Source organism: Paenibacillus sp. P46E (assembly GCF_001909095.1).
Lineage (GTDB): Bacteria > Bacillota > Bacilli > Paenibacillales > Paenibacillaceae > Paenibacillus_AQ > Paenibacillus_AQ helianthi.
This window is the reverse complement of the sequence record NZ_LVYZ01000049.1, coordinates 56,128-78,781: the sequence shown is the minus strand read 5'-3', so window position 1 is coordinate 78,781 and position 22,654 is coordinate 56,128. Positions and strand designations below refer to the sequence as shown.

12 protein-coding genes are annotated in these 22,654 nt (G+C 49.0%); all 12 read left to right on the top strand.

Going from position 1 to position 22,654, the window contains the following annotated elements:
* The first annotated feature begins 2 nt into the window (after positions 1-2).
* The 12 genes from A3849_RS18830 to A3849_RS18775 all read left to right on the top strand — a co-directional run bounded on the left by A3849_RS18830 (position 3) and on the right by A3849_RS18775 (position 22,652).
* A complete protein-coding gene (locus A3849_RS18830) occupies positions 3-209 on the top strand; it encodes a hypothetical protein (protein WP_074112809.1) in 207 nt (68 codons plus the stop codon).
* Positions 210-634: 425 nt separating this feature from the next.
* Entirely contained in the window at positions 635-1,093 is a 459-nt protein-coding gene (tnpA, locus tag A3849_RS18825) for an IS200/IS605 family transposase (RefSeq protein ID WP_074112808.1), read from the top strand.
* A gap of 429 nt (positions 1,094-1,522) precedes the next feature.
* Complete coding sequence (locus A3849_RS18820) at positions 1,523-1,888, top strand: hypothetical protein (protein WP_074112807.1); 366 nt, start codon at positions 1,523-1,525, stop codon at positions 1,886-1,888.
* Positions 1,889-1,952: 64 nt separating this feature from the next.
* On the top strand, positions 1,953-2,462 hold the full coding sequence (locus tag A3849_RS18815; protein ID WP_074112806.1) for a GNAT family N-acetyltransferase: 510 nt from the start codon (positions 1,953-1,955) through the stop codon (positions 2,460-2,462).
* Between the two features lie 334 nt (positions 2,463-2,796).
* Positions 2,797-3,174, top strand: a complete 378-nt coding sequence (locus A3849_RS18810) for a hypothetical protein (protein ID WP_083613586.1) — start codon at positions 2,797-2,799, stop codon at positions 3,172-3,174.
* A 613-nt stretch (positions 3,175-3,787) separates the two neighbouring features.
* A complete protein-coding gene (locus A3849_RS18805) occupies positions 3,788-4,987 on the top strand; it encodes a saccharopine dehydrogenase family protein (RefSeq protein ID WP_074112804.1) in 1,200 nt (399 codons plus the stop codon).
* Between the two features lie 20 nt (positions 4,988-5,007).
* Positions 5,008-6,144, top strand: a complete 1,137-nt coding sequence (nspC, locus tag A3849_RS18800) for a carboxynorspermidine decarboxylase (protein ID WP_178382745.1) — start codon at positions 5,008-5,010, stop codon at positions 6,142-6,144.
* A gap of 266 nt (positions 6,145-6,410) precedes the next feature.
* On the top strand, positions 6,411-7,391 hold the full coding sequence (locus tag A3849_RS18795) for a phosphotransferase enzyme family protein (protein ID WP_074112803.1): 981 nt from the start codon (positions 6,411-6,413) through the stop codon (positions 7,389-7,391).
* Between the two features lie 238 nt (positions 7,392-7,629).
* Positions 7,630-8,253 (top strand): deoxynucleoside kinase, encoded by a 624-nt coding sequence (locus A3849_RS18790; RefSeq protein WP_074112802.1) that lies wholly within the window; start codon positions 7,630-7,632, stop codon positions 8,251-8,253.
* The gene (locus tag A3849_RS18785; protein ID WP_074112801.1) at positions 8,250-8,903 is read left to right on the top strand and encodes a deoxynucleoside kinase; all 654 of its coding nucleotides are present in this window, start codon (positions 8,250-8,252) and stop codon (positions 8,901-8,903) included. The genes A3849_RS18790 and A3849_RS18785 overlap by 4 nt, the downstream gene beginning before the upstream one ends.
* 376 nt (positions 8,904-9,279) lie before the next feature.
* A complete protein-coding gene (locus tag A3849_RS18780; protein ID WP_074112800.1) occupies positions 9,280-14,913 on the top strand; it encodes a hypothetical protein in 5,634 nt (1,877 codons plus the stop codon).
* 26 nt (positions 14,914-14,939) lie between these two features.
* The gene (locus tag A3849_RS18775; protein ID WP_074112799.1) at positions 14,940-22,652 is read left to right on the top strand and encodes an S-layer homology domain-containing protein; all 7,713 of its coding nucleotides are present in this window, start codon (positions 14,940-14,942) and stop codon (positions 22,650-22,652) included.
* Positions 22,653-22,654: the final 2 nt, after the last annotated feature.

The window sequence follows — 22,654 nt, the reverse complement described above, 5'->3', positions numbered from 1 at the left end:
AAATGCTGGAAGCTTTGCAAGGTCAAGAGGTTACCGTGAATTTTCTGGATGGTTCTAGTGTCAGAGGCGGCATTCTGGAAGAAATCGATGAGCGTTTCGTGAAGTACCGTACCGAATATCAGGTGCTGTACATTCCGATTACCTCGATCCGGGCTGTAGTTGTAGAGACGAAAGAGCGGGAACGTCCACGGGTAGGATTCGGGCAATAAGGAATAGATCGAAAAGGACGACGGATATACAGCCTTCATTTCTCCCCATGGGAAGTGAAGGCTGTTTGCGCTGGAGCCGCTATCAGATGACGACAGAAGCCTTTGTGCGGGGGATTCTGCGGACGGATGACTGCGGCAGGTGGCAGGTGTTAAAGAATAATAAACTGCGGGGAATCGCAATGAGCTAAACGGGCAGGATAATTCCAATATGTGGTATTGTATGAATGAGTAATTAATGGAGCATTCCAAGCAATTGGCAGGTAGACTAAAAACGGGGGAAATAAATAGATGAAATGTTCTATCTTAATCGTCCTCGCATTTATTTTAATCGCTACGGGTTCAATTCCCCGCAGCTTGCTGCGTAGTAACTAAGTGTTTGCGCTATAATGAGCATAAAACAGAAACGTAGAAGGGAACGCTGTGATTTGAGTGAGTATATCCATAAATCACATAACGTATCGGTGCTCATGTATCATTTTGTATGTCCAGCAAAGTACAGGAAATCGGTGTTCAGTGCAGAGGTAGACGAAACATTGAAAGAAATCTGTCTGGAAATATCTAAGAGATATGAGATCATATTTTTAGAGATAGGAACGGATAAAAATCATGTTCACTTTCTGGTTCAGTCCGTGCCGAAGTATAGTCCGACGAAGATCATACAAACGATAAAAAGTATAACGGCTAGAGAAATTTTTGCAAAACATCCCGAAGTGAAGAAAAAATTATGGGGTGGAGAATTTTGGTCAGACGGATATTTTGTAAACACTGTAAGTAAGTTTGGAAGTGAAGCAACCATAAGAAACTATGTGAAGAAGCAAGGGATTGTGGACGAATACGTAAAGTTACACGAACAAACAGAAGGAGAGCAGTTGACCTTATTCTAGGTGAGCGAAGCGAATTCTCCAGCTAAGATACCCCGCAGCTTGCTGCGGGGAGTTTCATAACTGTCGCTTGTAGCCAGGGGACAAGCATAGACATTGGAGATGCACTCGGAAAATCCGAGGAGAATTTTAGGAAACTTGAGGTGATAGATACTACAGCAGCCTCCTTTGACGGTAAAAAAGATGTTAAATTCAGGCTTATGGTTGAGGGGTATATTGGAGGTTATTGCTAAATATTCGGATCGTTCAGATGTTTGGGATTATTATAATGGTTATTTTGATATAAAGAACCATGACGATGGTGTTATTTATGAAGGTGAAAAGCTAATTGATGAAGAATTAATAGTCCAATCCAAATGAAATATTGGATTTCGCTAACGGGAGACAAATCAAACAAAATAATACTAGAAACTAAGAAAGGACAGTACTAACATGGAAAATGTATTAAATTTTGATAAATTGGAATCATTAAAATCTTTACAATCGACAATCAGTAAACTCGAGAACGCCTTGTCCCAGATGACTCAAAATGGCGCAAATACTACCCTAGTAAAGAAACGACTCAAAGCTGTTTCCATCGGCTTAGCCATGCTAGAAAACGTTTGGAATCAAAGCCCCCATTATTACACACAGGAAGATTTAGCAGAAGCTCGCAATGTTATTACTGGTTTATTTCCATCAATTGAAAACAGTTATGCTAAGTCAAAGGCTGGTAGTCCTCAAAGAACGCTTTTAGAAAGAAGAATTAAAGCGATGGAACTAGCTGTACAAGCGATTGACGATCTTTCCATTAAATAACTCATATACATAGATTAAAAGTAAAGGTCAACTCTATAATAAATTATAGAAATGAGATGGTCTTATGAATAAAACTACGATTCGTATGATGAATGATAATGACCCTGAAAGAATATCCGAAGCATTCCGTATACAAGGCTGGGATAAACCGACTGATCAATATGTTAAATATGAAGAAGAACAAAAAAACGGAAAGATAGTATCGTTAATTGCTGAGGTTGAGGGTGACTTTGCAGGATATGTAAATATAGCTTGGGAGTCTAACTATCCATATTTCAAAGAGAATAATATACCTGAAATACAAGATTTTAACGTGTTGATAAAATATCGTCGTCATGGAATAGGTACAATGTTAATGGACAAATGTGAAGAGATCATTGGTGAAAGATTTGAAATTTCTGGACTTGGTGTAGGTTTGTTCGGTGATTACGGTGCAGCTCAATCATTATACGTTCATCGTGGATATGTTCCCGATAGTAAAGGGATTTATAAAAATGGTGGATATATACAATACGGACAGGAGGTGGTTGTGGACGACGATCTTAATATGTATTTTGTGAAAAAATTACGATAACGAAGTTATAAGGTGAACGGAAGCATTGTTACACTATCGGGAACGATAGCTCAATAAAAAAAAGCGGCAGTCCAGGATATTGTTGGGCCCGTCTAATACTTGGGGAAATCGCGATCCCTGAATCTACATTCCCGACTGGATGGTTATCCATTTAAGGTAATCCGCCACCGGCGGTACATAGCCATTCCCGGGAAAGGAGCGGAACAATATCCAATACATAAAATCGTTTTTCGAAGATGAGATTTATTATTTTGAAGTAGATGATGAACAGACGGCTTACCGGCAGATCGTTGCGAGACAAGGAGGTGCCTTCGAAATTTCGGGCAGCCCGGATTTGTTCTTAACGGACCAGGCTGTGGAGATGTTGGAAGAGGATATTTCTATTGAACGGGCTGAATTTGAAAAGATTTGGATATCGGCAATGGCTTCCTACCAGGAAGAGTGGACCCGGATGAAACAGAGATATTCACCAGGGCAGCATGTAGCTGGAGCGGTGATGTTTTTTTCGATCCATGGTATTCATATTGCCTTATCTGACGGGGGATTTGCAGTCACAGCTTATGAAGCAGTTCGTTCCCGGGTCGATCATAGCTTCCTGTATCCGCACTATCTCATCGAAGGCACAGTTCAAGGCTGGGATGATATAAACTGCTGGCTGATTATTGAAAATTGCACGATGAGCGGGAAGAAAGACAGCAAGGAGATCATATAATCACCTGCTGAGCCGTGTGGACCGCAGATTCTGTTTGCTGCTATGGTTCTCCATGGCTTTTTTGTATATACATTTAGGATGAAATATCCACAACTGACGATCACGAGTATTGGATTAACAGGAATACATATAATAACCCCAACAAAGGACCGGTTAGAGTAGACAATCATTCTGGTGACGGGGTAACAGTTAATATAGGAAGGAAACCGGGTAAAAGAGTATAATGCGCGAGGATGAACAGCCAATTCATAGCTTTTCAAAAAAAATTATGAAGCAGGCAGCTCCTGTGATACAATTATCTAGTTGTCCTGGTCCGTGGGAACCCATTTCTTATAATGCTTTTACACACACTGGAAGTTAGAGAAAAAAACGCAGGAAAACAGAGCATTTCAGTGTATTTCCATGCGTTCGTGAGTATTAACAGGGTAATCGTGAGATTTTACAGTCTTGGTATCAATTTTTGTCGTTATTTATTGATTTATTGCGTTGCTTTATGTATAATCAGCCTTGTTGATTTTTCAAATGGAATAGCGATTGCTTCCGAAGCAAGTTTTGTACGAAGCTATTCTTATGAAGCAACGCTAACAAAACTTTTTTTGGGAGGTAATCAATTTTGGGAAAAGCGTTAATTATTGGCGCTGGCGGTGTAGCGAGCGTTGTTGTTCATAAATGCTGCCAGAACCCGGATGTATTTGAAGAGATCTGCATAGCTAGCAGAACTGTCGCGAAATGTGATGCTCTGAAAGATAAATTGGCCGGAGGCCAGACGAAGATTTCTACGGCTCAGCTTGATGCAGATAACACGGATGAGGTAATCGAACTGATCAAGAGCTTCCAGCCGGATGTCGTGATTAATGTCGCTCTCCCATATCAGGACCTGACCATTATGGATGCCTGCCTGGCAACGGGAGTGCACTATGTCGATACTGCCAACTACGAACCGCAGGATACTGCGAAATTCGAATATTCCTGGCAATGGGCTTACAAAGAAAGATTCGAAAAAGCCGGAATTACCGCGCTGCTCGGCAGCGGCTTTGACCCTGGGGTAACCGGAGTATTTACAGCCTATGCGCAAAAGCATTATTTTGACGAAATCCACACGATTGATATTGTTGACGCCAACGCTGGTGATCATGGTTATCCGTTTGCGACCAACTTCAATCCAGAAATCAACATTCGTGAAATCACGGCCAATGGACGTTATTTTGAGAATGGCGAATGGATCGAAACCGCACCATTGTCCGAGAAGAAAGTCTATGATCTCCCGGAGATCGGCCCGAAGGATATTTACCTCTTGTATCATGAAGAGTTGGAATCTCTGGCTGCCAACATCCCTGGTGTGAAGAAAATCCGCTTCTGGATGACCTTCTCGCAGAACTATCTGACTCACCTGAAGGTACTTGAAAATGTAGGCATGACCTCCATTGAACCGATTATGTATGAGGGCAAGGAGATTATTCCTTTACAGTTCCTGAAGGCCATTCTGCCTGACCCGGCTTCCCTGGGACCAAGAACCAAAGGTAAAACTAACATTGGCTGCATTATTCAAGGCACGAAAGACGGCCAGCCCAAGACGTATTATGTCTACAATGTCTGCGATCATGAGGAATGCTACAGAGAAGTGGGCTCCCAAGCCATTTCCTACACAACCGGCGTACCTGCAATGATCGGAGCTATGCTTATCATAAAAGGCATCTGGAAGAAACCGGGCGTATACAACGTGGAAGAATTCGATCCGGACCCATTCATGGACCTACTTAACAAACACGGGCTGCCTTGGCAAGAAGATTTCTCGCCGACGCTGCTGGATTAGGGCCTAAGATCATGAAGGATATAGATATCGATATCAGCAATCTGCCGTCACCCGCATATCTGGTCGATGAACGGCTGCTGACGAAGAACCTGGAAACGTTGAATTACGTGCAGGAGCAGACAGGAGCCAAGATTCTTCTGGCACAAAAAGGCTTCTCCATGCATGCGCTGTACCCGCTGGTCGGCAAGTATCTGCATGGGGTAACCTCCAGCTCCTTATTCGAAGCAAGACTCGGCTATGAGGAGATGGGCAAAGAGGTGCATGTCTATGCACCGGCTTATATGGACCGTGAGTTCGATGAGCTGCTTACCTATACGGATCACATGGTGTTCAATTCATTCGACCAGTGGGCCCGTTTCAAGGAGCGGGTCCAGAATGCACCTAAGAATATCAGCTGCGGTATCCGCGTTAATCCGGAGTATTCCGAGATTGAGGTCCCGCTGTATGATCCTTGCTACAACAACTCCCGGATGGGAGTGACCTTGCCTAATTTCCGGCCGGAAGAGCTGGACGGCATTGACGGACTGCATTTCCATACGATGTGCGAACAGAACTCGGATACACTGGAGCGTACGCTCAAGGTGGTCGAAGAGAAGTTCGGTGAATATCTGCATGGTATGAAATGGCTCAACTTCGGCGGCGGTCATCACATTACCCGTCCGGATTATGACCTGGACACACTAATCAAATGCATTCTTCATATGAAGGAAACCTATGATGTGCAGATCTACCTGGAGCCGGGTGAGGCGGTTGCGCTGAACACAGGGTACCTGGTAGCCACTGTACTGGACACCATGCGCAATGGCATGGATATTGCCATCCTCGACACTTCGGCAGAATGCCATATGCCGGATGTGCTGGCGATGCCGTACCGTCCGGGTATTATCGGTGCAGGAGAGCCAGGAGAATATCCGTACACGTATAGACTCGGCGGCATGACCTGCCTGGCGGGAGATATTATCGGGGATTATTCCTTCCCGGAACCGCTCAAATACGGTGACAAGCTGGTCTTTCTCGACATGGCGCATTATTCCATGGTGAAGAACCATATGTTCAATGGCGTCAACCTGCCGGCTATCGCTTCATACAACGACGAAGAAGGCCTCAAGGTCATCCGCGAGTTTGAATATAGCGATTTCAGCGGCCGTTTGTCTTAATCCATTTTATAACCAGGTGTTCTGTAAGCCATTGTGATGGCTTGCGGAACACCTTTTTTGCTTTTTCCTATATCCAGTATTCAGAAGTACGGCACGGAGAAAATGGTTATAACGATTCTGTACATAGCTCCGCAGGGTGCAGAGTGATAACCTGAAAACAGTGTATAACCGGAAGGGAGTGATCGGCATGAAACGCCGGGCTAATCAAACCACTGCTGCAGTGAAGGTGAAAGAAACTTGAAGATCAAAAGGAGCTGCTGCAGAGCGTGCTAAAATTGAAATATTTGTTCAATAATGAAGAGTTGGCGGAAATGCTGCTGCGCAATTGGGCGTATGACCAGGAATCGCTGCATTTGTTCCAGTATTACCGGATTTCCTCCAATGCAATATATCCTTTCGAGAACGGTGGGAAGAATCAGCTGCTCCGGTTCGCACCACAGACAGAAAAGCTTAGAAGTAATCTGCTGGCGGAGCTTGAGTTCCTCTCGTATCTGCGTGAGCGTGGATATGGAGTGCTAGAGGCAGTGCCTTCACGGGAAGGTTCAGAGCTTATAGAAGCGCGAACGCCTTGGGGGGCTTATTATGCAACGGTCTTTAAGCGTGTCCCGGGGGTGCGAATGGATGATGTTACTCTGGATGACCAGGTTGTATTCCGCTACGGTCAGGCTTTGGGAGAGCTTCACCGGCTATCCAGTGAATACAGCCCTGTGCAGAGCAAAAGATGGACGCACAGCGAGGTGCTGGTGTGGATTCGCCGGATTCTGGAGCCATTCCCGGAACAAACGGCGGCAAGGGCGGAGACAGTGCTGCTTGCGGATTACTTTGCGGGGGTGCCCGCCACACCGGACAATTACGGACTGATTCATTATGATTTTGAGCTGGATAATATCTTCTATGATCAGACACAGGATGTGGTGAACGTCATTGATTTCGACGATTCCATGTACCACTGGTATGCCATGGATATCGAGCAAGCCCTGGACAGCCTGCTGGAAGCTGTTGCAACCGAGGAGCAGGCCCATAAGAAGGGTTGTTTTCTGGAGGGTTACGCCAGCCGGTATGATCTCACAGAGGATGGACCGTCTTTGTCAGCTTGCAGACGGTTTGCTGATTTGTACAGGTATGCCCGGATTTTGAGGTCTACGGCGGAACAGTGGGAGCATGAGCCGGAATGGCTAACTACTCTGCGGAGCCGTCTGGACAGCTCGCTGAAAGTCCGCAGCAGCCGGTTCGGGGAGAAGCTGTAGCTGGAGAAAAAATGAATGTTGTACACATAAAGAGCCTCAGCCTACCACTTCCAGTGGGGCTGAGGCTCTTTTGCGCAGCAGGGAACGAAGAGGGACGAAAAATTATAGCACTCCTGGCCAGCGCTCTGTGATACAATAATTTAGTCTGTTTTTTGAGAAACCTTGCAGACTTCGGAGTCCTGCTCCTTACCGGAGCCAGCTTCGGGATTGACCGTACTTGAGGAGGAAATCAGCGTTAATGAAACATGCACCCTTTATAGCAGTGGAAGGCCCGATCGGAGCCGGCAAGACCACCCTGGCCACGATGCTGGCCGATGAATTACAGCTCCCGGTAATTAAAGAAATCGTGGATGAGAATCCTTTTCTGGACAAGTTCTATCAGAATATGGACGATTGGAGCTTTCAGCTGGAGATGTTTTTTCTCTGCAATCGTTACAAGCAGCTTGAAGATACCGTGAACCAGTACATAGATAAAGGTAAACCGGTCATTTCGGATTATCATATTTATAAGAATCTGATCTTTGGTGAGCGTACGCTGAAGGGAACGAAACGGGACAAATACCGGGAAATCTATCATGTGCTGACGGACGATCTGCCGAAGCCGGATATGATTCTCTACATTCGTGCAGACCTCGATACCTTGCTGGCGCGCATCGCGAAGCGCGGGCGTTCGTTCGAGGAGGAGATTGCCCCTGCCTATTTGCAGCAGTTAATCGAGGATTATGATGCAGCCATGGCCTCGCTCGCACTTTCGGAGCCGTCCACCGTCATTGTTACGATCGATGGAAATCAGGTGGATTTTGTGAAGAACAAGGAAGACTTCGCTGCGATCGCCGAACACTTAAAGGAGCTTATGACATGAACCCATACAACATCCCGGATAACGCCATTATTACAGTAGCAGGTACGGTAGGTGTCGGTAAATCGACGTTAACCGCAGCCCTGGCTGAGCGCCTGAACTTCCAGACGTCCCTGGAGCAGGTGGATCATAATCCATACCTGGAGAAGTTCTATCATGATTTTGAGAGATGGAGCTTCCATCTGCAGATTTATTTCCTGGCGGAACGCTTCAAGGAGCAGAAGAAGATGTTTGAGCTCGGCGGCGGGTTTGTACAGGACCGTTCAATCTATGAGGACACGGGGATCTTTGCCAAAATGCATGCCGATCAGGGTACCATGTCCAAGACCGACTATGAGACGTACACCAGCCTGTACGAGGCTATGGTCATGACACCGTATTTCCCGCATCCAGATGTGCTGATCTATATCGAAGGCAGCCTGCCGTCGATCCTGACCCGCATCAATGAACGCGGACGCGAGATGGAAATCCAGACCGATGTCTCCTACTGGGAGCATATGCACGGCCGCTATTCGCAGTGGATTGGCGAGTTCAGCGCCTGTCCGGTACTGCGCCTGAACATCGACGATTATGATGTGAAGGACCCGGGATCGATGGCGGAGATTCTCCGTAAGGTCGGCACGGCGATTGGCCGGGCACCAGTGGGGAAGTAAGGAAGCAGTAGAGACGATACCTGAGCAGTGATATAACGTTGAAATTTGAGCAGCGCCTTAGGCGCTGTTTTTTTTGTGTATTTATCCGAAATATTTTTAAAAAAGATATTTTCTCTCGAAAAGGAAGATTATCCGAATTTTCGACCCTTTGAAAAGGTTTTTGTCGAGATTTGTTAAGAGTTTGTTCAGAGCGACCTGCTAATATAGTTGCAGAAATGAAAAATTAGGTAGTTTGAATCTAGTGTTTTTTGTCCGCCGGGAGTAAAAGCCGAAAGGAGAGAGGGCCCAGGGTATAGGGGAGATGCAAGGATGTGCAATTCATGTCAGGCGGCGGGCGAAAAACGATGAACGAATAAGGGGGAGCATTACATTGCTAATGAGCAGGAAAGCGAAGAAATACACTGCATTAAGTTTGATCCTCAGTATACTGCTGTCGCTGATACCCGGTTCCTGGAGCGGTCAGGCAGAGGCGGCGGGTAAGGACCTTGAGGTAATGTTTAAGAGCGGGGCACATGTAGGGAATCTGTCCTACCCGGCAGAGAATACCTTCATTAACTTTTACAATAACCAGGTTGAAGGGTTTACGCAAACGGAGACAGACAAGGATGCACGCTATGACTGGGCGAACGGTGATGTTTTTGCTGGTGTTAATGACAATGAAGCCACGGTCCGTTTTCAGATTAATGTAGCTGATAATCCGATTTTGAGCGAAATGGCCAGAAGTGGTCATGCTGAGATGCTCACCGGTTTCAATGTACTGCGATACCATAGTGGTTTTGGATGGACTCGCGTGTCGCATATCGGAGTATGGGTAGATGGCGTGAATATTCTTCCTTACTCGGCAAATGGGGGAAATGTATATAACAAATCTGCTTCTGCAATTATTAAGCCGAATTCTGTCATTGAAGTAATGGTGTACGGTGAAGGAGACGACGACGGCGAAGCAGCGGGTGTACGGGGCTTTTATCTCAAGTTCCAAGACCTCCAGCGTCCTGTTCTGAACAGCTATACCTTTACTGGTAATGGCGCAGAAAGAATGAACGAGACCATTAACCAGAAAGAACTCTATGTCAAAAAAAATGAGAATGTCACGCTCTCTTATAACTTTAGCGAGCCGGTGAGCCCGACGAATCTGATATCCCCGGTGCTGTCGGAGCCGTTCTTCAGACAACCGCTGTTCATAAGTGAACCCGGAACGGGACTTCCTGCAGCCGGGGAGCAGCAGTATTTGGAGAATACAACCTATAACACAAATAATCTCAAAGAATACTACGACAAAATTGCTTTTCAATATGTGGGCAAGCTGTATCACTCCAGCGGCAATCTTCCGCTCGAGCCGAAAATTACCGGTACGACTGCCGGAGGTGCGCTGATCGACCGGACCCTGGAAGAGAAATTCAAGGATGCCGGACTCGCGGATGCGGCGGGCAACCTGGCAACAATCAGCTTTCCGAATGTGGGGAATGCGAGCAGCAACGCACAGGTCCAAGGGAAAACAGTGAATCCTTTTGATTACAAGAACGGGGGCTACCGTGTCATTGTCGATGCGGTACGTCCGAAATACACGAAGGTCGGAAACGGAATTCAGCCGGAGATTCTAACTGGAAGTACGCTGAATAAGGGGGATGTAATCGACTTTACCGTTCAGATGACAGAAGACGTCATCGTGAAGAAAGGCTGGGAGGTCAGTAAGACCTTTCTCTATTTCAACAACGGCATGAAGGCTTACTATACCGGTGGCTCCAATACGAAAAATTGGAAGTTTAGCATGACGGTGCCTGACAGTACCGTTGTTGAAGCACCGCTGCTAAAAGTGATTGCACTTTCTAATGATAACAAGGGCGATAGCACCGATATCGATGTGATTCAGGATTATGCAGGCAATCTGCTGGCCCAGCCGGCCAACTATGACGGGGATCATTCCCTAACAGATGCGCCGCTCGATGTCTCCAGGGTCAATTCCAAAATCGATTGGGCTAATCTTTCGATCGACAACACGATACCGGTGATTAGTTACCGTTACGAAACTGGCGGCGGCAGTAATACTACCTACCAGAAAAAAGGAAAGGTGACGATTGACGCCAATGACCCGGCAGTAAGAGTTCCGAACCTAGATCCGATTGCAGCGGACCGTAATCAGGAAAGACCCAGCAGGGGAATCTACCGCCCGTCCAATATGACGGGTGAAACCTCGCCTTCGGTGGGACTGGTGTACTATCTGTGGAGCCGGAGCAGCGCAGACCCGTTTGCTTCCAAAGCAGATGATCATTTCGCAGCGCTGAAACGGTACGCACTCGCTGCGAAGCAGCCTTCGGAGGAGCTGTACCCTGGCTTGTTCCAGAATATCAAGCTCTCCGTGGCCAACAACAAGACTAATCTGCTGACACCTCCCGCAGAGGCTTTTACCCCGGAAATGAGCGGCGAATGGTACCTGCACACCTGGACCGCAGATATGACGTGGGATACTGCACGGGAGCTGAAGCAATATGATCTGATGAAGAAATATAAGGCGAGCAATCCGGAGCAATATGATGCCTGGAAGGCTGAGGCTCCGGGTAATGAAGACGATAAAACCTTCTATGCCGATAACAAAGCGCTTGCCGCTGTCGGACAGTATGGAGACGTGAACACCTGGCCACTGGAGCTATTTACTAAGGACGATTCTAACTGGACGCATGAGGTTGGCATTCTGAAACTGGATAACCAGGCTCCGGTCATAGTTAAGGATGATGGAAGCTCTACCAATAACTCCAACAATGTTACCGTGTCCGCTCTGGTGCAGGACCCGCACAGCGGAGTCAAGGAAGTCAAGTATCAATGGGTGAAGGAAGGCAATCAGCCGGCGGATGCAGAATGGAAGCCGGCAGCTTACTCCGGTTCAACTGTTACCCAGTCCACCTATGAAGATGTCTTCGAGGACGGCAACTATTGGCTGTACCTGAAGGCTCTGGATAACGCGGGTAATCAGATCGTGGATACGGCAACCAAAAACCTGATTACGGTCAATTCCCAAGAGAGTATTCCGGCAGAGTTCACACCTGCCTCTAATCCGAATTATGAACAAAGTCATGAGGTGATCTTCCGTATTGGAGGGATTGAACCGGATTTCGTAGGTTATGCGGTAGACGGAAATGCAAATCATCCTGCAGAAGAAATGTCCTTTACCGAGCTTCTGCCGCTTGATCCTCTGCCCACACCAACAGAGATGACAAGCCCTGCAGGTGCAGGAGGTGCAACCACTCCGCAGCCGACGCAGGCACCGGCACCTGCGGTCGATCCGGGTGCAGCGAGTGCGCCGGAAGCCAGTGTAGCAGCAGGACCTTTTGCTATGGTGAAGCTGCTGTCGGCAGGCCCGCTCCGTCTGGGAACCGGCTCATTCACACAGGTGGCGGCAGCGGTACTCGAAGAAACCACTCCCCCTTCTGCGGAACAGCCAGCTCCAACACCTACTCCGGCAACAGATGCGGGAGCGGCTCCATCGGCAACAGCCACACCGCAGCCGGGAGCGTCTGCTAGCCCGCTGGCCACGCCGACCGCTGCTAGTGGAGAAAAGTCAGCTGCGCTGCTGGCACCGGCGGAAGCCAAAGCCATGCTGAGTTATCTGATTCCAGCCAATACCAATCTGAATGGTACGCAGTATATTCATATGATTGTGAAGTCTGGAGGCAAGTCCTACTTCTACTCCAAGGCCTATTACTTCGATAATACGGCGCCAATGGTGGGATATGACAGCAACGGAGTTTCATACCCGTTACCGGCGATCGATGTGAATGTATCTGTTGCCGAGCTATACAGCAAAGCGGGACTGAAGAGCAAATATCAATGGCTAAAGGATGGAGTAACGGCGCCGGACAGCAGTTCGACAAAATGGCTGGATCTTCCTGACGGTGGAAATGTCACCCTGGATGGTGCCAAGCTCACTGCAGTCAAAGAGCTTGCACCCGGAGAAGTCGCGGATTACAGGCTATATGTCTATGCCGTAGACGGGGCTGGCAATGGCATCGTCAGCAGCCCTGCGGGGAGTTTCAAGATTTCCGCCGTTTCTAAGGAAGCGCCTCCAGCTGAAGCGAAGTCCGCACTGGTCTTTCTCTCTGGCGATACCGAGGATGGCTACACCGCAATCGTGAAGCTGAGCCTGGAGACGGAAGACAAGACCGGCTATGAATACTCAATCTCTTCTGACAATGGCCTGTCCTGGGTCAACTGGCGGCCGTATACCAATTTCGTCTCGCTGAAGGTTCCTTCAGGCATCCCTTCGGAGCTGAATGTAATGGTGAAATACAGAACGCCGGGCGGCAAAATCAGTGAGCCGTCCAGGGTGGATATCAGTGGCACTTTACCGGAAGAGGCTCCGGTATACGCCTTGGCCACACTGAGCAGCACCGGTCCGGTAAATGCAACCGCAGGCGTGAATATTGACATCAGCTTGCCTGTCGGGATCAAAGTGATGCTGTCCAAATCCAATCCGTCTACACCGGTACGGACTGGCAATTCTTTTAATGTCAAGCAGAATGGCTTCTATAGCTTCGAGCTGTTTGACCTGAACGATGCCAAACGCACAGATACCCTGTACGTCGTCGTGAAGAATGTGGATGGAACGATTCCGCAGGCCAGCATCAAATACGCGCAGTCTCTGCCGACCAACAACAATGTCACAGTAATGCTGGACAAACCTTCGGAAGAGATTGTAGTGACCAATAATAATGGGAAAATGACCCATACCTTTACCGAAAACGGAACCTTTACCTTTGAATTCAAAGATGCAGCGGGGAATGCCGGCAAAGCCGAAGCTGTGGTGAACATTATCGATAAGGAAGCCCCGAAGGTCAAAGTGGTGCGCTCTTATCAATATGGTGTCGACGGCAGCAAGCGGTTCGGTACGATTCTGGACAGCAACGGGAACGTAATCTTCTCCTCAGGGGTAACTCTGGAAGTGCAGAAGGCGGATAGTTCGCCGAAGCAGATTGTTGTGACCAGCCAGGACAAAGTGGTGTCGATGACGCAGAATGGCGTAGTCTCGTTCACGGTTTCCGACCAATACGGCAATTCAACGGTTGTGAAAGAAAATATAACCAGTATCGTCACAGCCCCGCCGGAAGCGCAGAACATCGTTTATACCTTCGTGGATGATGCTGGCAAAGCTGTCGCAGCAGATCAAATCGTGACTGTCGGCGGCAAGAAATACGCCCGGGGGAAATTGAAGGTTACGATTACCGGTATTACCACAGCACCGAACATGGTCTTTTCCGGTCTGAAACCTATATCATCTGGTACGGGCTACAGCAATAAAATCAGTGCTTCAGATGGAACCTTTACCTACACAAGGTTGTTCGAAAGCAATGGCTCCGTGGTCGTTACCCTGTCGGATGCGCTCGGAAATGCCAACAAGATTCCGGTGACTATTGCCGGACTGGACAACAAGGCCCCGGACATTGCCCTGAAGCAGGAAGTGGCAGGGATTGTCCAGAACAAGAAGGATTTTGTATTCGGCTCAGATCTTGGCGGCTATACGGTATCCGATAATGTATCGGCTGCGGGCAACATCAAGGTGGCAGTCAGCGGGCTGGATCTCAAGAAGCTCGGACGCCAGCGCGTGACCTATACTGCAACCGATGAGGTAGGCAATACCAGTGTTGCATATCAGGACGTCATTGTGGTGAAGGACGGCGGACTGCTTATTTTTGGAGACAATGTCCTGATCTCGGCTTCATCAGGAGAGACGGCCCTGTTCGAGAGCAATACCATTACCTTCAAGGTCACCGGATACAACGTTATGAAAGTGGCGGGAGCAGATAAAGTCAACGAGGCGGGAACCTTCGATATACTCTATCAGCCGGGACTCTACCGTGAAGGACAAATGAAATCCATCGCTACCAAAATCACCTACCAGCAGCTGGTCAGCGGCCAGTACAAGGTCACTTTCCCCAAAGCGGGCTGGTACACGATTATTGTGAGAACACAGGAACGCGACCGTGAATATGCGACCTTCTTTGTAGGCAGCACGAATTAATGAACAATGAACTGGGGGGACTATGAGTGAAGCTGCTTAAAAGAACGTGTGCGGTAATGCTCTCATTGATTATGGTATTTCTGTCAGCCTCCGAGAGCTTGCGTGCTCTGGCGGAAGCCGTTACTGCCACAAATACAACGACGATTCAGAATGATTTTATTAAAGTTACTGTGGATAACAGTACTGGGCGCTATGGAATCCGTACAATAGAGGGCCAGCCGATCCGCAAGAATGACCAGAACACCAGCCTGCTGTATAAAGGCGATGATCCGGAAACGTCGTTTACGACGTTCCGGATTGACGGTACGGACTATATCTATGGCAATAAATATAAATTCGGCAACGATCTGTATTCCGAGACGGTTGCACCCAAGATTGTGCAGAATGCCAACGGAACCCAGCAGCTTGAAATGCTCTGGAAGATCAAGGGTGTGGAGATCAAGCAGATTCTGATGCTCTATACTGATGCCAAGGATGCGGTGAACTCAGGTAACGTTAATATCCGTTATGAAGTCAATAACAAAAGTGGAGCCCAGGTTATGGTGGGCAGCCGGATTATGCTGGATACGATGGTGGGTGGCAATGACGCTCCGTTGTTCCAGATCGGAACCGCTTATCAGGCTCCGCTGATGGTGGAACGAAAGCTGACCCACGATCCGGAAAAGGATGCCGGTATTCCCGAGGAGGATAGTGCACTGTACAAGCTGCCTGCATACTGGGTAATGCGCGATAAGCTGGATCTGTCCAATCCGCAGGCAACGAATGTAGTTGCCTATGGCTTCAATAATTTTGCCGAGCAGAACATCAACATTGTGGACGAGATGATCGTCGGGCACTGGAATGGCCTTGCCAACACCAAATGGGATTACAAGGTGAATCCGAACCTCGATTTCACCCGCGATACCAACGATTACGGCAGCGCAGACTCAGCGGTAGCGTTCTACTGGAATCCGGACAAAATTGCCGCCGGAGCTTCGCAAAGCTTCGAAACCGTATATGGTCTGGGTGAGATTGTTGCACCGGATAAAGTATTCTCAATCCGTTACGTGGATCAGGTACAGCAGCTCGCGACGCTTGAAGACGACAGCGCTTATGTGGATGATGGCATGTTCACTATTACGGCTGAAGTGGAGAACCTGGCGTCCTATAATATGGAGCATTCCAAGATTGAGGTTGAGCTGACGCTGGAAGGCGGGATGAGTCTGGTCAGGCTCGATTCAAGCGGTCATGTGGTAAGAGATGCGAACGGCAAACCGGTTCTGGAAACGTCACGCAGTAAAATCCTTGAGTTCCGGAAGTCGGCAACACCTGAGGAAGCGGAGCAGGGGATTCAACCGAAGTATAAGCCGGGTGATACGATAACCGCTTCTTTCAGAGTAATGGCGAAAGGCCGTCCTTGGCCGACAACGAAAGAATATATGATTACTGCACGCAGTCCGGAAACCCAGGCGAAGGTGCAGGGCGTCAAGGATGAGGGAATCAAAGCCCAATATGAATCCAATAAATCGAACTTCATTCTGCTGCCGCCGGTTGGTGAAGCAACTCCTACCTATGTCTATGGAGTTTCGCCAAAAGAACTGTACAGCAGTGATGTGAAATATCTGACCGTCAATCTGTCCAATATTGAAGCTTACAACACCGGCAATGAGACCACAGCTCCGAACTTTGATCTCTACCTCAAGGAAATGGTGACCGGTGAACGCTATAAAGTAAATGTTCAGGATGCGGTTGTTATGCAGCCTACGGATGACGGCATGTCCGGGGATATGCGAATCACGTACCGCGGAGGCGACCGTGTAGATGATACAGGAAAGGTCGTAGAAGCGGGGCTGGGACCTGAACTGCCGCTTGGAGAGTACCAGGTGGAGATCGACTACAAGGGAGACTCCGGCGGTGATGAGGAAGTCGCTGCTATGTACGATATTTCTACCGAGCAGACGGTGCTCGTATCCGATAATAATGAGTCGCGGATCAGAGAAGCCGGGATCATGGTCGTATACAAGCAGCTTGTGGATGTCAGCGGCATCGCGAACGGTTCCTCCGTAAAAGGGGATCTGCTAGACGATCTGAATAGCCTTTTTCCGGGAGAGCCGTTTAAAGATGGCGCATTCCTCTACAATGCCGTAACCGAATATAAAAAGACCAAAGCGCTGTTCGGAATGGCCAGTAAGGCAGTTGATCCGGAATTTGATCTGGCCGGGTTTACAGACGACGAGGCTCTGAAAGAGACCCCGCTCTATAATTACCAGCTGTTCGACTCCGAAGAGGATCTGGAGGCTTTTGAGCAGGAAGCGGAAGACGAGGAAATTGACCGTGAGGTTGTACTGGTCATCCGCGGGATGATCAAGCAGGTAGGCTCAGGGGTGGACGAGCAGGTGGTGGTGGATACCAAAACCGAGCCGGCTATCATCAATGATTCCGTAGCGTATACCGGGAAGGATTTGGCTTTTGTCCGGGGAAAGCTGGATATCTTCGGGGTTACACAGCCGCAGGACATGCCTTTCCTGGATACATTGTTCATTAAAGGGGACGGCACACTCAGTGTCGCAAACAGCGGATTTATTTTCCATAAAGGCGAATGGACGCTGGATTTCTTCAATGGCTTCAACAAGTCGCTCGGCGGCGATAACTATAACCTTCCCTCGGCCGACTCCGGTGGAGATGACGATGAAGAGGAAGAAGGCGCTGAAGCGCAAGAAAATACGAACCCTGAGGATGACACGGAAAACGGAAGCCTGAAATGGGCGGTTGGCGGCGTTGGTGACCGATTGAATCCGCTGCGCCAGGTGATGATTGAGGATGTGTATTTCAATAAGCAATCCTTATTCGGTGCGCCAAGCTTCTCCATTGACGGATTTGGCCTTTCCTTTAATGATTTCATTCTGAGAGAAGGCGGGATTTCTTTTGGCGGCAGCCTGTCGATGAAGATTGTGAACGCCGAGATCAAGAATGTTGTGTTTAATGAAAAAGGCTTTGTAGGTATAGATGCGGCACTGAAATTCGACCTTGGCGAAGAGCTGGGGCTGTTCGGTCCGAAGAAAGAGAGCGCGCCGAAGAAAAAAGATGAAGGGCCGAAAAAGCCAAGCGGCGAAATTACGGTTACTCACTTTGTACAGGATATTGACGGTATCGAGAATCAATATGGCCTCGCATTCGATGCCCAGCTCAAAAACATGCTGGAAGTATCCGTCGAGTTGTCCCTGAAAAAGGTGAAGGACGGCCGTATTCTGCCAGACGTCATTGCGTTTGGCGCGGGACTCCCGGATCCGGGAATTCTGATCACCGGCGCAACCTACCTGACCGGTATACGAGGTGCGGTTCGCGAACTTGCGGATACCATAGCAGGCGGCACGAAGGACGATCCGTTTCCGCTTACCGTTTCGGCAGGTGTGAGTGTAAGATTCGGAATGGCTCCGGCCTATTTTTTCGGAGATGTGGATCTGACCGTCAAACGGACGGGACTGAAGGTAGAAGGCAAGCTGGATTATTCCGCTAAGGCAGACGCAGAGGATGAAGACAAGCTGCCTATGCTGACCAAGGCTCTGCTTGAAGCACAGTGGGTAACTCCATGGTTCGTGCGGGTAGAGTCAGAGATGGATATCGGCGGCTGGGATATTATTATCGGCAAGGCGGGTATTTTCGTCGGACAGAATCTGGAGAAGAACCGTACGGATTTTGAAGGGTATATCGGGGCCAGGATGCAAATTCCAAATGATGTGCCTGTGGTCGGCGGATTACCGCTGTACAGTGTATTCCTTGGCGTGAACAATGATAAGGTCTGGGGCAGCATAGGCGTTCTGCTGATCTCGCTAGGCGTCACGTATTATTGGGGGGGCGGGGTTGAATTCGGCACCTCTACCGATCAGTTGCCTGACGGGCTGATTCAGCTGGTTGTAGATGATCCGGAGCTTGGACCGCGTCTGATGGTCATTGGCCAAGGCGTAGGGACGCTGGCTACTTCTGAAGCAGCTGCCGAGCAAGAAAATCAGGAAATCATCTATAGAGAGCTTCAAGAAGGCGTTCAATATATTGAGAATGGCTCCGTTAACATCAGCGTTGGCGGTATTACCGTCAAGAACAGCGGCAGAGTCCATGAGATTCCTATGGATGGCGTGACCGGTAATGCGCTGATTGAGATGGAATATGATACGAAGGATATGCCTGAATTCACGCTGAAGGATGCGAGCGGCAAGGTATTCCCGGTCAAATTCGACAACACGAATACCGATCCTACAGCCAATGCATTCCAGCAGTACATTCCGGCTGCCCAAAATCCTGATCAGGTGGATATCCGCAAAGCGTATATCATCGTACCTGCGGATAAAGCGAAGAGCGGCGGCAAATGGACCTTAACAGCGGTTTCCCCAGTGAAAACCAAGCTGCTGAACGTACCTACTGCACCGCAGTTGAACGAAATCAATCTGGCCAAGGATGGGGCGAACGTCAACAAGTTCAACGCATCCTGGAAGGTAGCCAACGCGCTTGAAGGCGATACGGTCAATCTCTATCTTGCAGAAGATGCCGTAACCAAAGCTGAAACTGTTCTGGAAGACGGTACCAAGGTGCTGGATACAGGGGACCCTGGCCTGCTTATTGCGAAGGATATTCCGGTTGGCAAGAATGGCAGTGTCAGCGGGGGCATTACGAGCGGAAGCACCAGCATTGATGTAACGAATGTAACACTGATGGGGAATCAGGAGGATATCCGTGGACTCCTCCGGCAAGGCAACTACTATTTGCGGGCAGAGCTGAAGTCTACCGCTACCTTTGCAACAAAAACATCAGCTCAGAAATTTGAACTTATAGATCCAATGGCACCACAGAACGTCAGTGACGTTAAGGTTGAACCGGCAGGCAACGGATTATTCGCCCTGTCCTTCAAGCCCGGCGCCAAAATATCAGGCCATGCAAACTATGAACATAGCTATGTCATAGATGCCCAGCGCGAGCAGGGAGGCGTCATGTCCGACTATTCGAACTTCGGTGAGATTCTGTTCACAGAATCTGAGCTTGCTCCTTACTGGAATGCAGCCAGCGGCAAATATGAAGGCATTCTGATCGGCGGGTGGTCAGCAACCTCTACCTCTGATGAGGTCAATCTCGGCAGCCTGGAAGGCACCGTGATGGATCTGAAGGATGTGAAATATGTAGGTCTTGAAGTGGACCATGAGTATGAAATAGGTGTGTCTGCCGCAACGGTTCCATCCGCGGCTGACGACAAAAATCAGAATTACCACTATGCCGAACGCGTAAGCAGTGCTAAGAAGCTACTGCCAAAGCCAGTGAAACCGGTGCTTACGGTAGACGGTACAGGCAAAGTGGAGAATACCGGCAACTATATTAATCTGCTTACGAACCAGACCGAGCAGAGCCTTTCCATTCACTCGGATCAAAAGAATGTTACTGTAGAAGCTTTCAATGCTGAGCAGTCCATCGGCAAAGTGAGCCTTACGAACAGCGGAAGCGGAAGCCAGGGCAAACTCAATTTGAACCAATTCAAGACAGATGGGCCTTATGCCATTGAGTTGAGAGCAACCAATACAGAGACCAAGGATATTTCCGTCACCATGCTGTATTTGACGGTGGATACTTTGGCACCGGTGCTCTATATTGAGTCTCCGGTTACCGGAGCAAGAACCTTCAATAAGAATGCAGACGGCATAGCCATAGCGAACCAGATCAGAGTTACTGGTACGACCACCAAGGATACGATCCTCAAGGTCAGTGAGACGCTTGTCCCAGTTGCTGAAGACGGCACATTCGATGCAGATGTGGCTATCACCTCGTCCGAGCCAACGGTGGCTCTCAAGTTCACCGCCACAGATGGTGCGGGTAATGAGAATTCGGCTGTCGTGGATATTTCCAACGAGAGCTATGAGGTTCCGGCAGCCCTGATTCTGGAAGAAGTACCTTCGCTGCAGCCAGGACAGACAAGCACCATGAAGGCTTTTCTGAAGGTAGCCAGAGGCAAGGACAAGGAAGGAAAACTGAAGTTTGAACAGGTGCCGGTGAAGGACAGCGATCTTGGACGTCTGACTTATATCGTACCCACAGGAGATTCGGTTGAAGTCGTTACGACTCAGGCGAAGAATCAGCCTCCTGTAACAACAGTTACTGCCCTTTCCACCGGGGCCAGCTTGATCGAAGCGGAATACACCATTGCAGAGGGCGTTACACTGAAAGGCTACACCGTTGCCTCTGTAACGGTTCCAGAGCCTACAACACTTGGCAGTCTGGCAATTACAACTGAAGGATTGAGCAGCAACTCCACGCATACCAGGGTAGTAGTATCAAATGCGGGGGATATGACCGGCCAACAGCTGGCTTATAAGGTCTATGCTTCCAGTGACAGTGCAGTATTGCCTAAGCTGAAAGAGAATATCGGGGATTGGAGCCTGCTCCCGGCCAGCGGCCTGGTTCCTGCCAAGAGAGGTGACTTCATCGTGATTACCAAACGAACCTCGCTCAATAAGCTTGCCATGGCTGCAGGCACAGCTCCCGCGAATGTATGGAGCAGCACAGATGGTGGATTCGGTGGCGGTGGTGGTGGCGGCGTAGCTCCTCCAGCCCCGGGTAAAGCACCAGTGTTCACGATAGGCGGCAAGGAAATGGAAGCAGTCTGGGAAGGGATAACCGCCATTATTCATATTAAATCTGATGATGTTGATCCGAATAGCAGCGGAGATCTGAGGATCAGCTCGAAAGAGACTGCAGCGGGAGGGTTTAACATTACGGTGGACCAGGCCGTTGCACAGCAAGCGGTGACCGCTAAGAAGAACATTATTATCGATATCCCGATGGGATCACTGACACTGACTCCTGAGAAACTGGCAGGACTGACAGAGGCACTGAAAATCAGCATCGGAAATAACAGTGAGGCGGATAAGAACACCATGAACGCGGCCGCTGTATCCCAGAACTTCAAGGTGCTGGGTGGAGGCCAGGGCGTTACTGTCAGCGTGAACCTGCCGCCAGGGAAGTGGGCACCAGCCCTTGCAGGCAGAATTGCCATTCCGGCGGGTATCGACGCGAAGAGCATAACTGCCGTGGTGCTGAAGAATGCTGCGGGACAGTGGACTACCATCCCTTGGAAGCTGGACAGCAGCGGAGGCGTTGTTAATGTACAGCTGACAGGAGAAGGAAGCCTGTTCTTCATTAACAATACCAAGGCATTCAAGGATGTATCCAAGGGCTCCTGGGCTGCACCTGGTATCAGTGAGGCTTCCGGCAAGCTGTTTGTTTTCGGCCTTTCTGCGGACAGCTTCGCTCCGCAAGCGAAGGTAACCCGGGCAGAATTGCCGACGATCCTGCTCCGTGTAGCGGGACTGATGAACAATACGGCAGCCAAGCAGAATTTCAAGGATGTGGCTGAGAGCAGCTGGTATTTCCGCAGCGTCTCCATTGCAGCAGATCTGGGAATGGTGACCGGTCTTAACGATGGGACCTATGCACCGAAGTCCACGCTGACCCGGATGGAAGCAATGACTATGGTAGGAAGACTACTAAATGTTATAAGCAGCGGAGGAGAGCGCATTGGTGATGCAGAGGCCACACAGCTCCTGAGTGCTTTTGCAGACAAGGATGAAATTCCTGCCTGGGCGAAATCATCAATCGCACTCAGCATCAAATACGGTATTATCCGCGGTGTGGACGGCAAAATCAATCCGGCGGGAGCGTTAACCCGTGCGGAGGCAGCCACCATGGCGAACAGACTGGATGAGTTCATCACCGGCAAGTAATA

Excerpts from the sequence above, each read along its gene's own strand:
- A3849_RS18830 (WP_074112809.1), top strand. The coding sequence starts at position 3 with ATGCTGGAAGCTTTGCAAGGTCAAGAGGTTACCGTGAATTTTCTGGAT.
- A3849_RS18820 (WP_074112807.1), top strand. The coding sequence starts at position 1,523 with ATGGAAAATGTATTAAATTTTGATAAATTGGAATCATTAAAATCTTTA.
- A3849_RS18815 (WP_074112806.1), top strand. The coding sequence starts at position 1,953 with ATGAATAAAACTACGATTCGTATGATGAATGATAATGACCCTGAAAGA.
- A3849_RS18790 (WP_074112802.1), top strand. The coding sequence starts at position 7,630 with ATGAAACATGCACCCTTTATAGCAGTGGAAGGCCCGATCGGAGCCGGC.
- A3849_RS18785 (WP_074112801.1), top strand. The coding sequence starts at position 8,250 with ATGAACCCATACAACATCCCGGATAACGCCATTATTACAGTAGCAGGT.
- A3849_RS18780 (WP_074112800.1), top strand. The coding sequence starts at position 9,280 with ATGAGCAGGAAAGCGAAGAAATACACTGCATTAAGTTTGATCCTCAGT.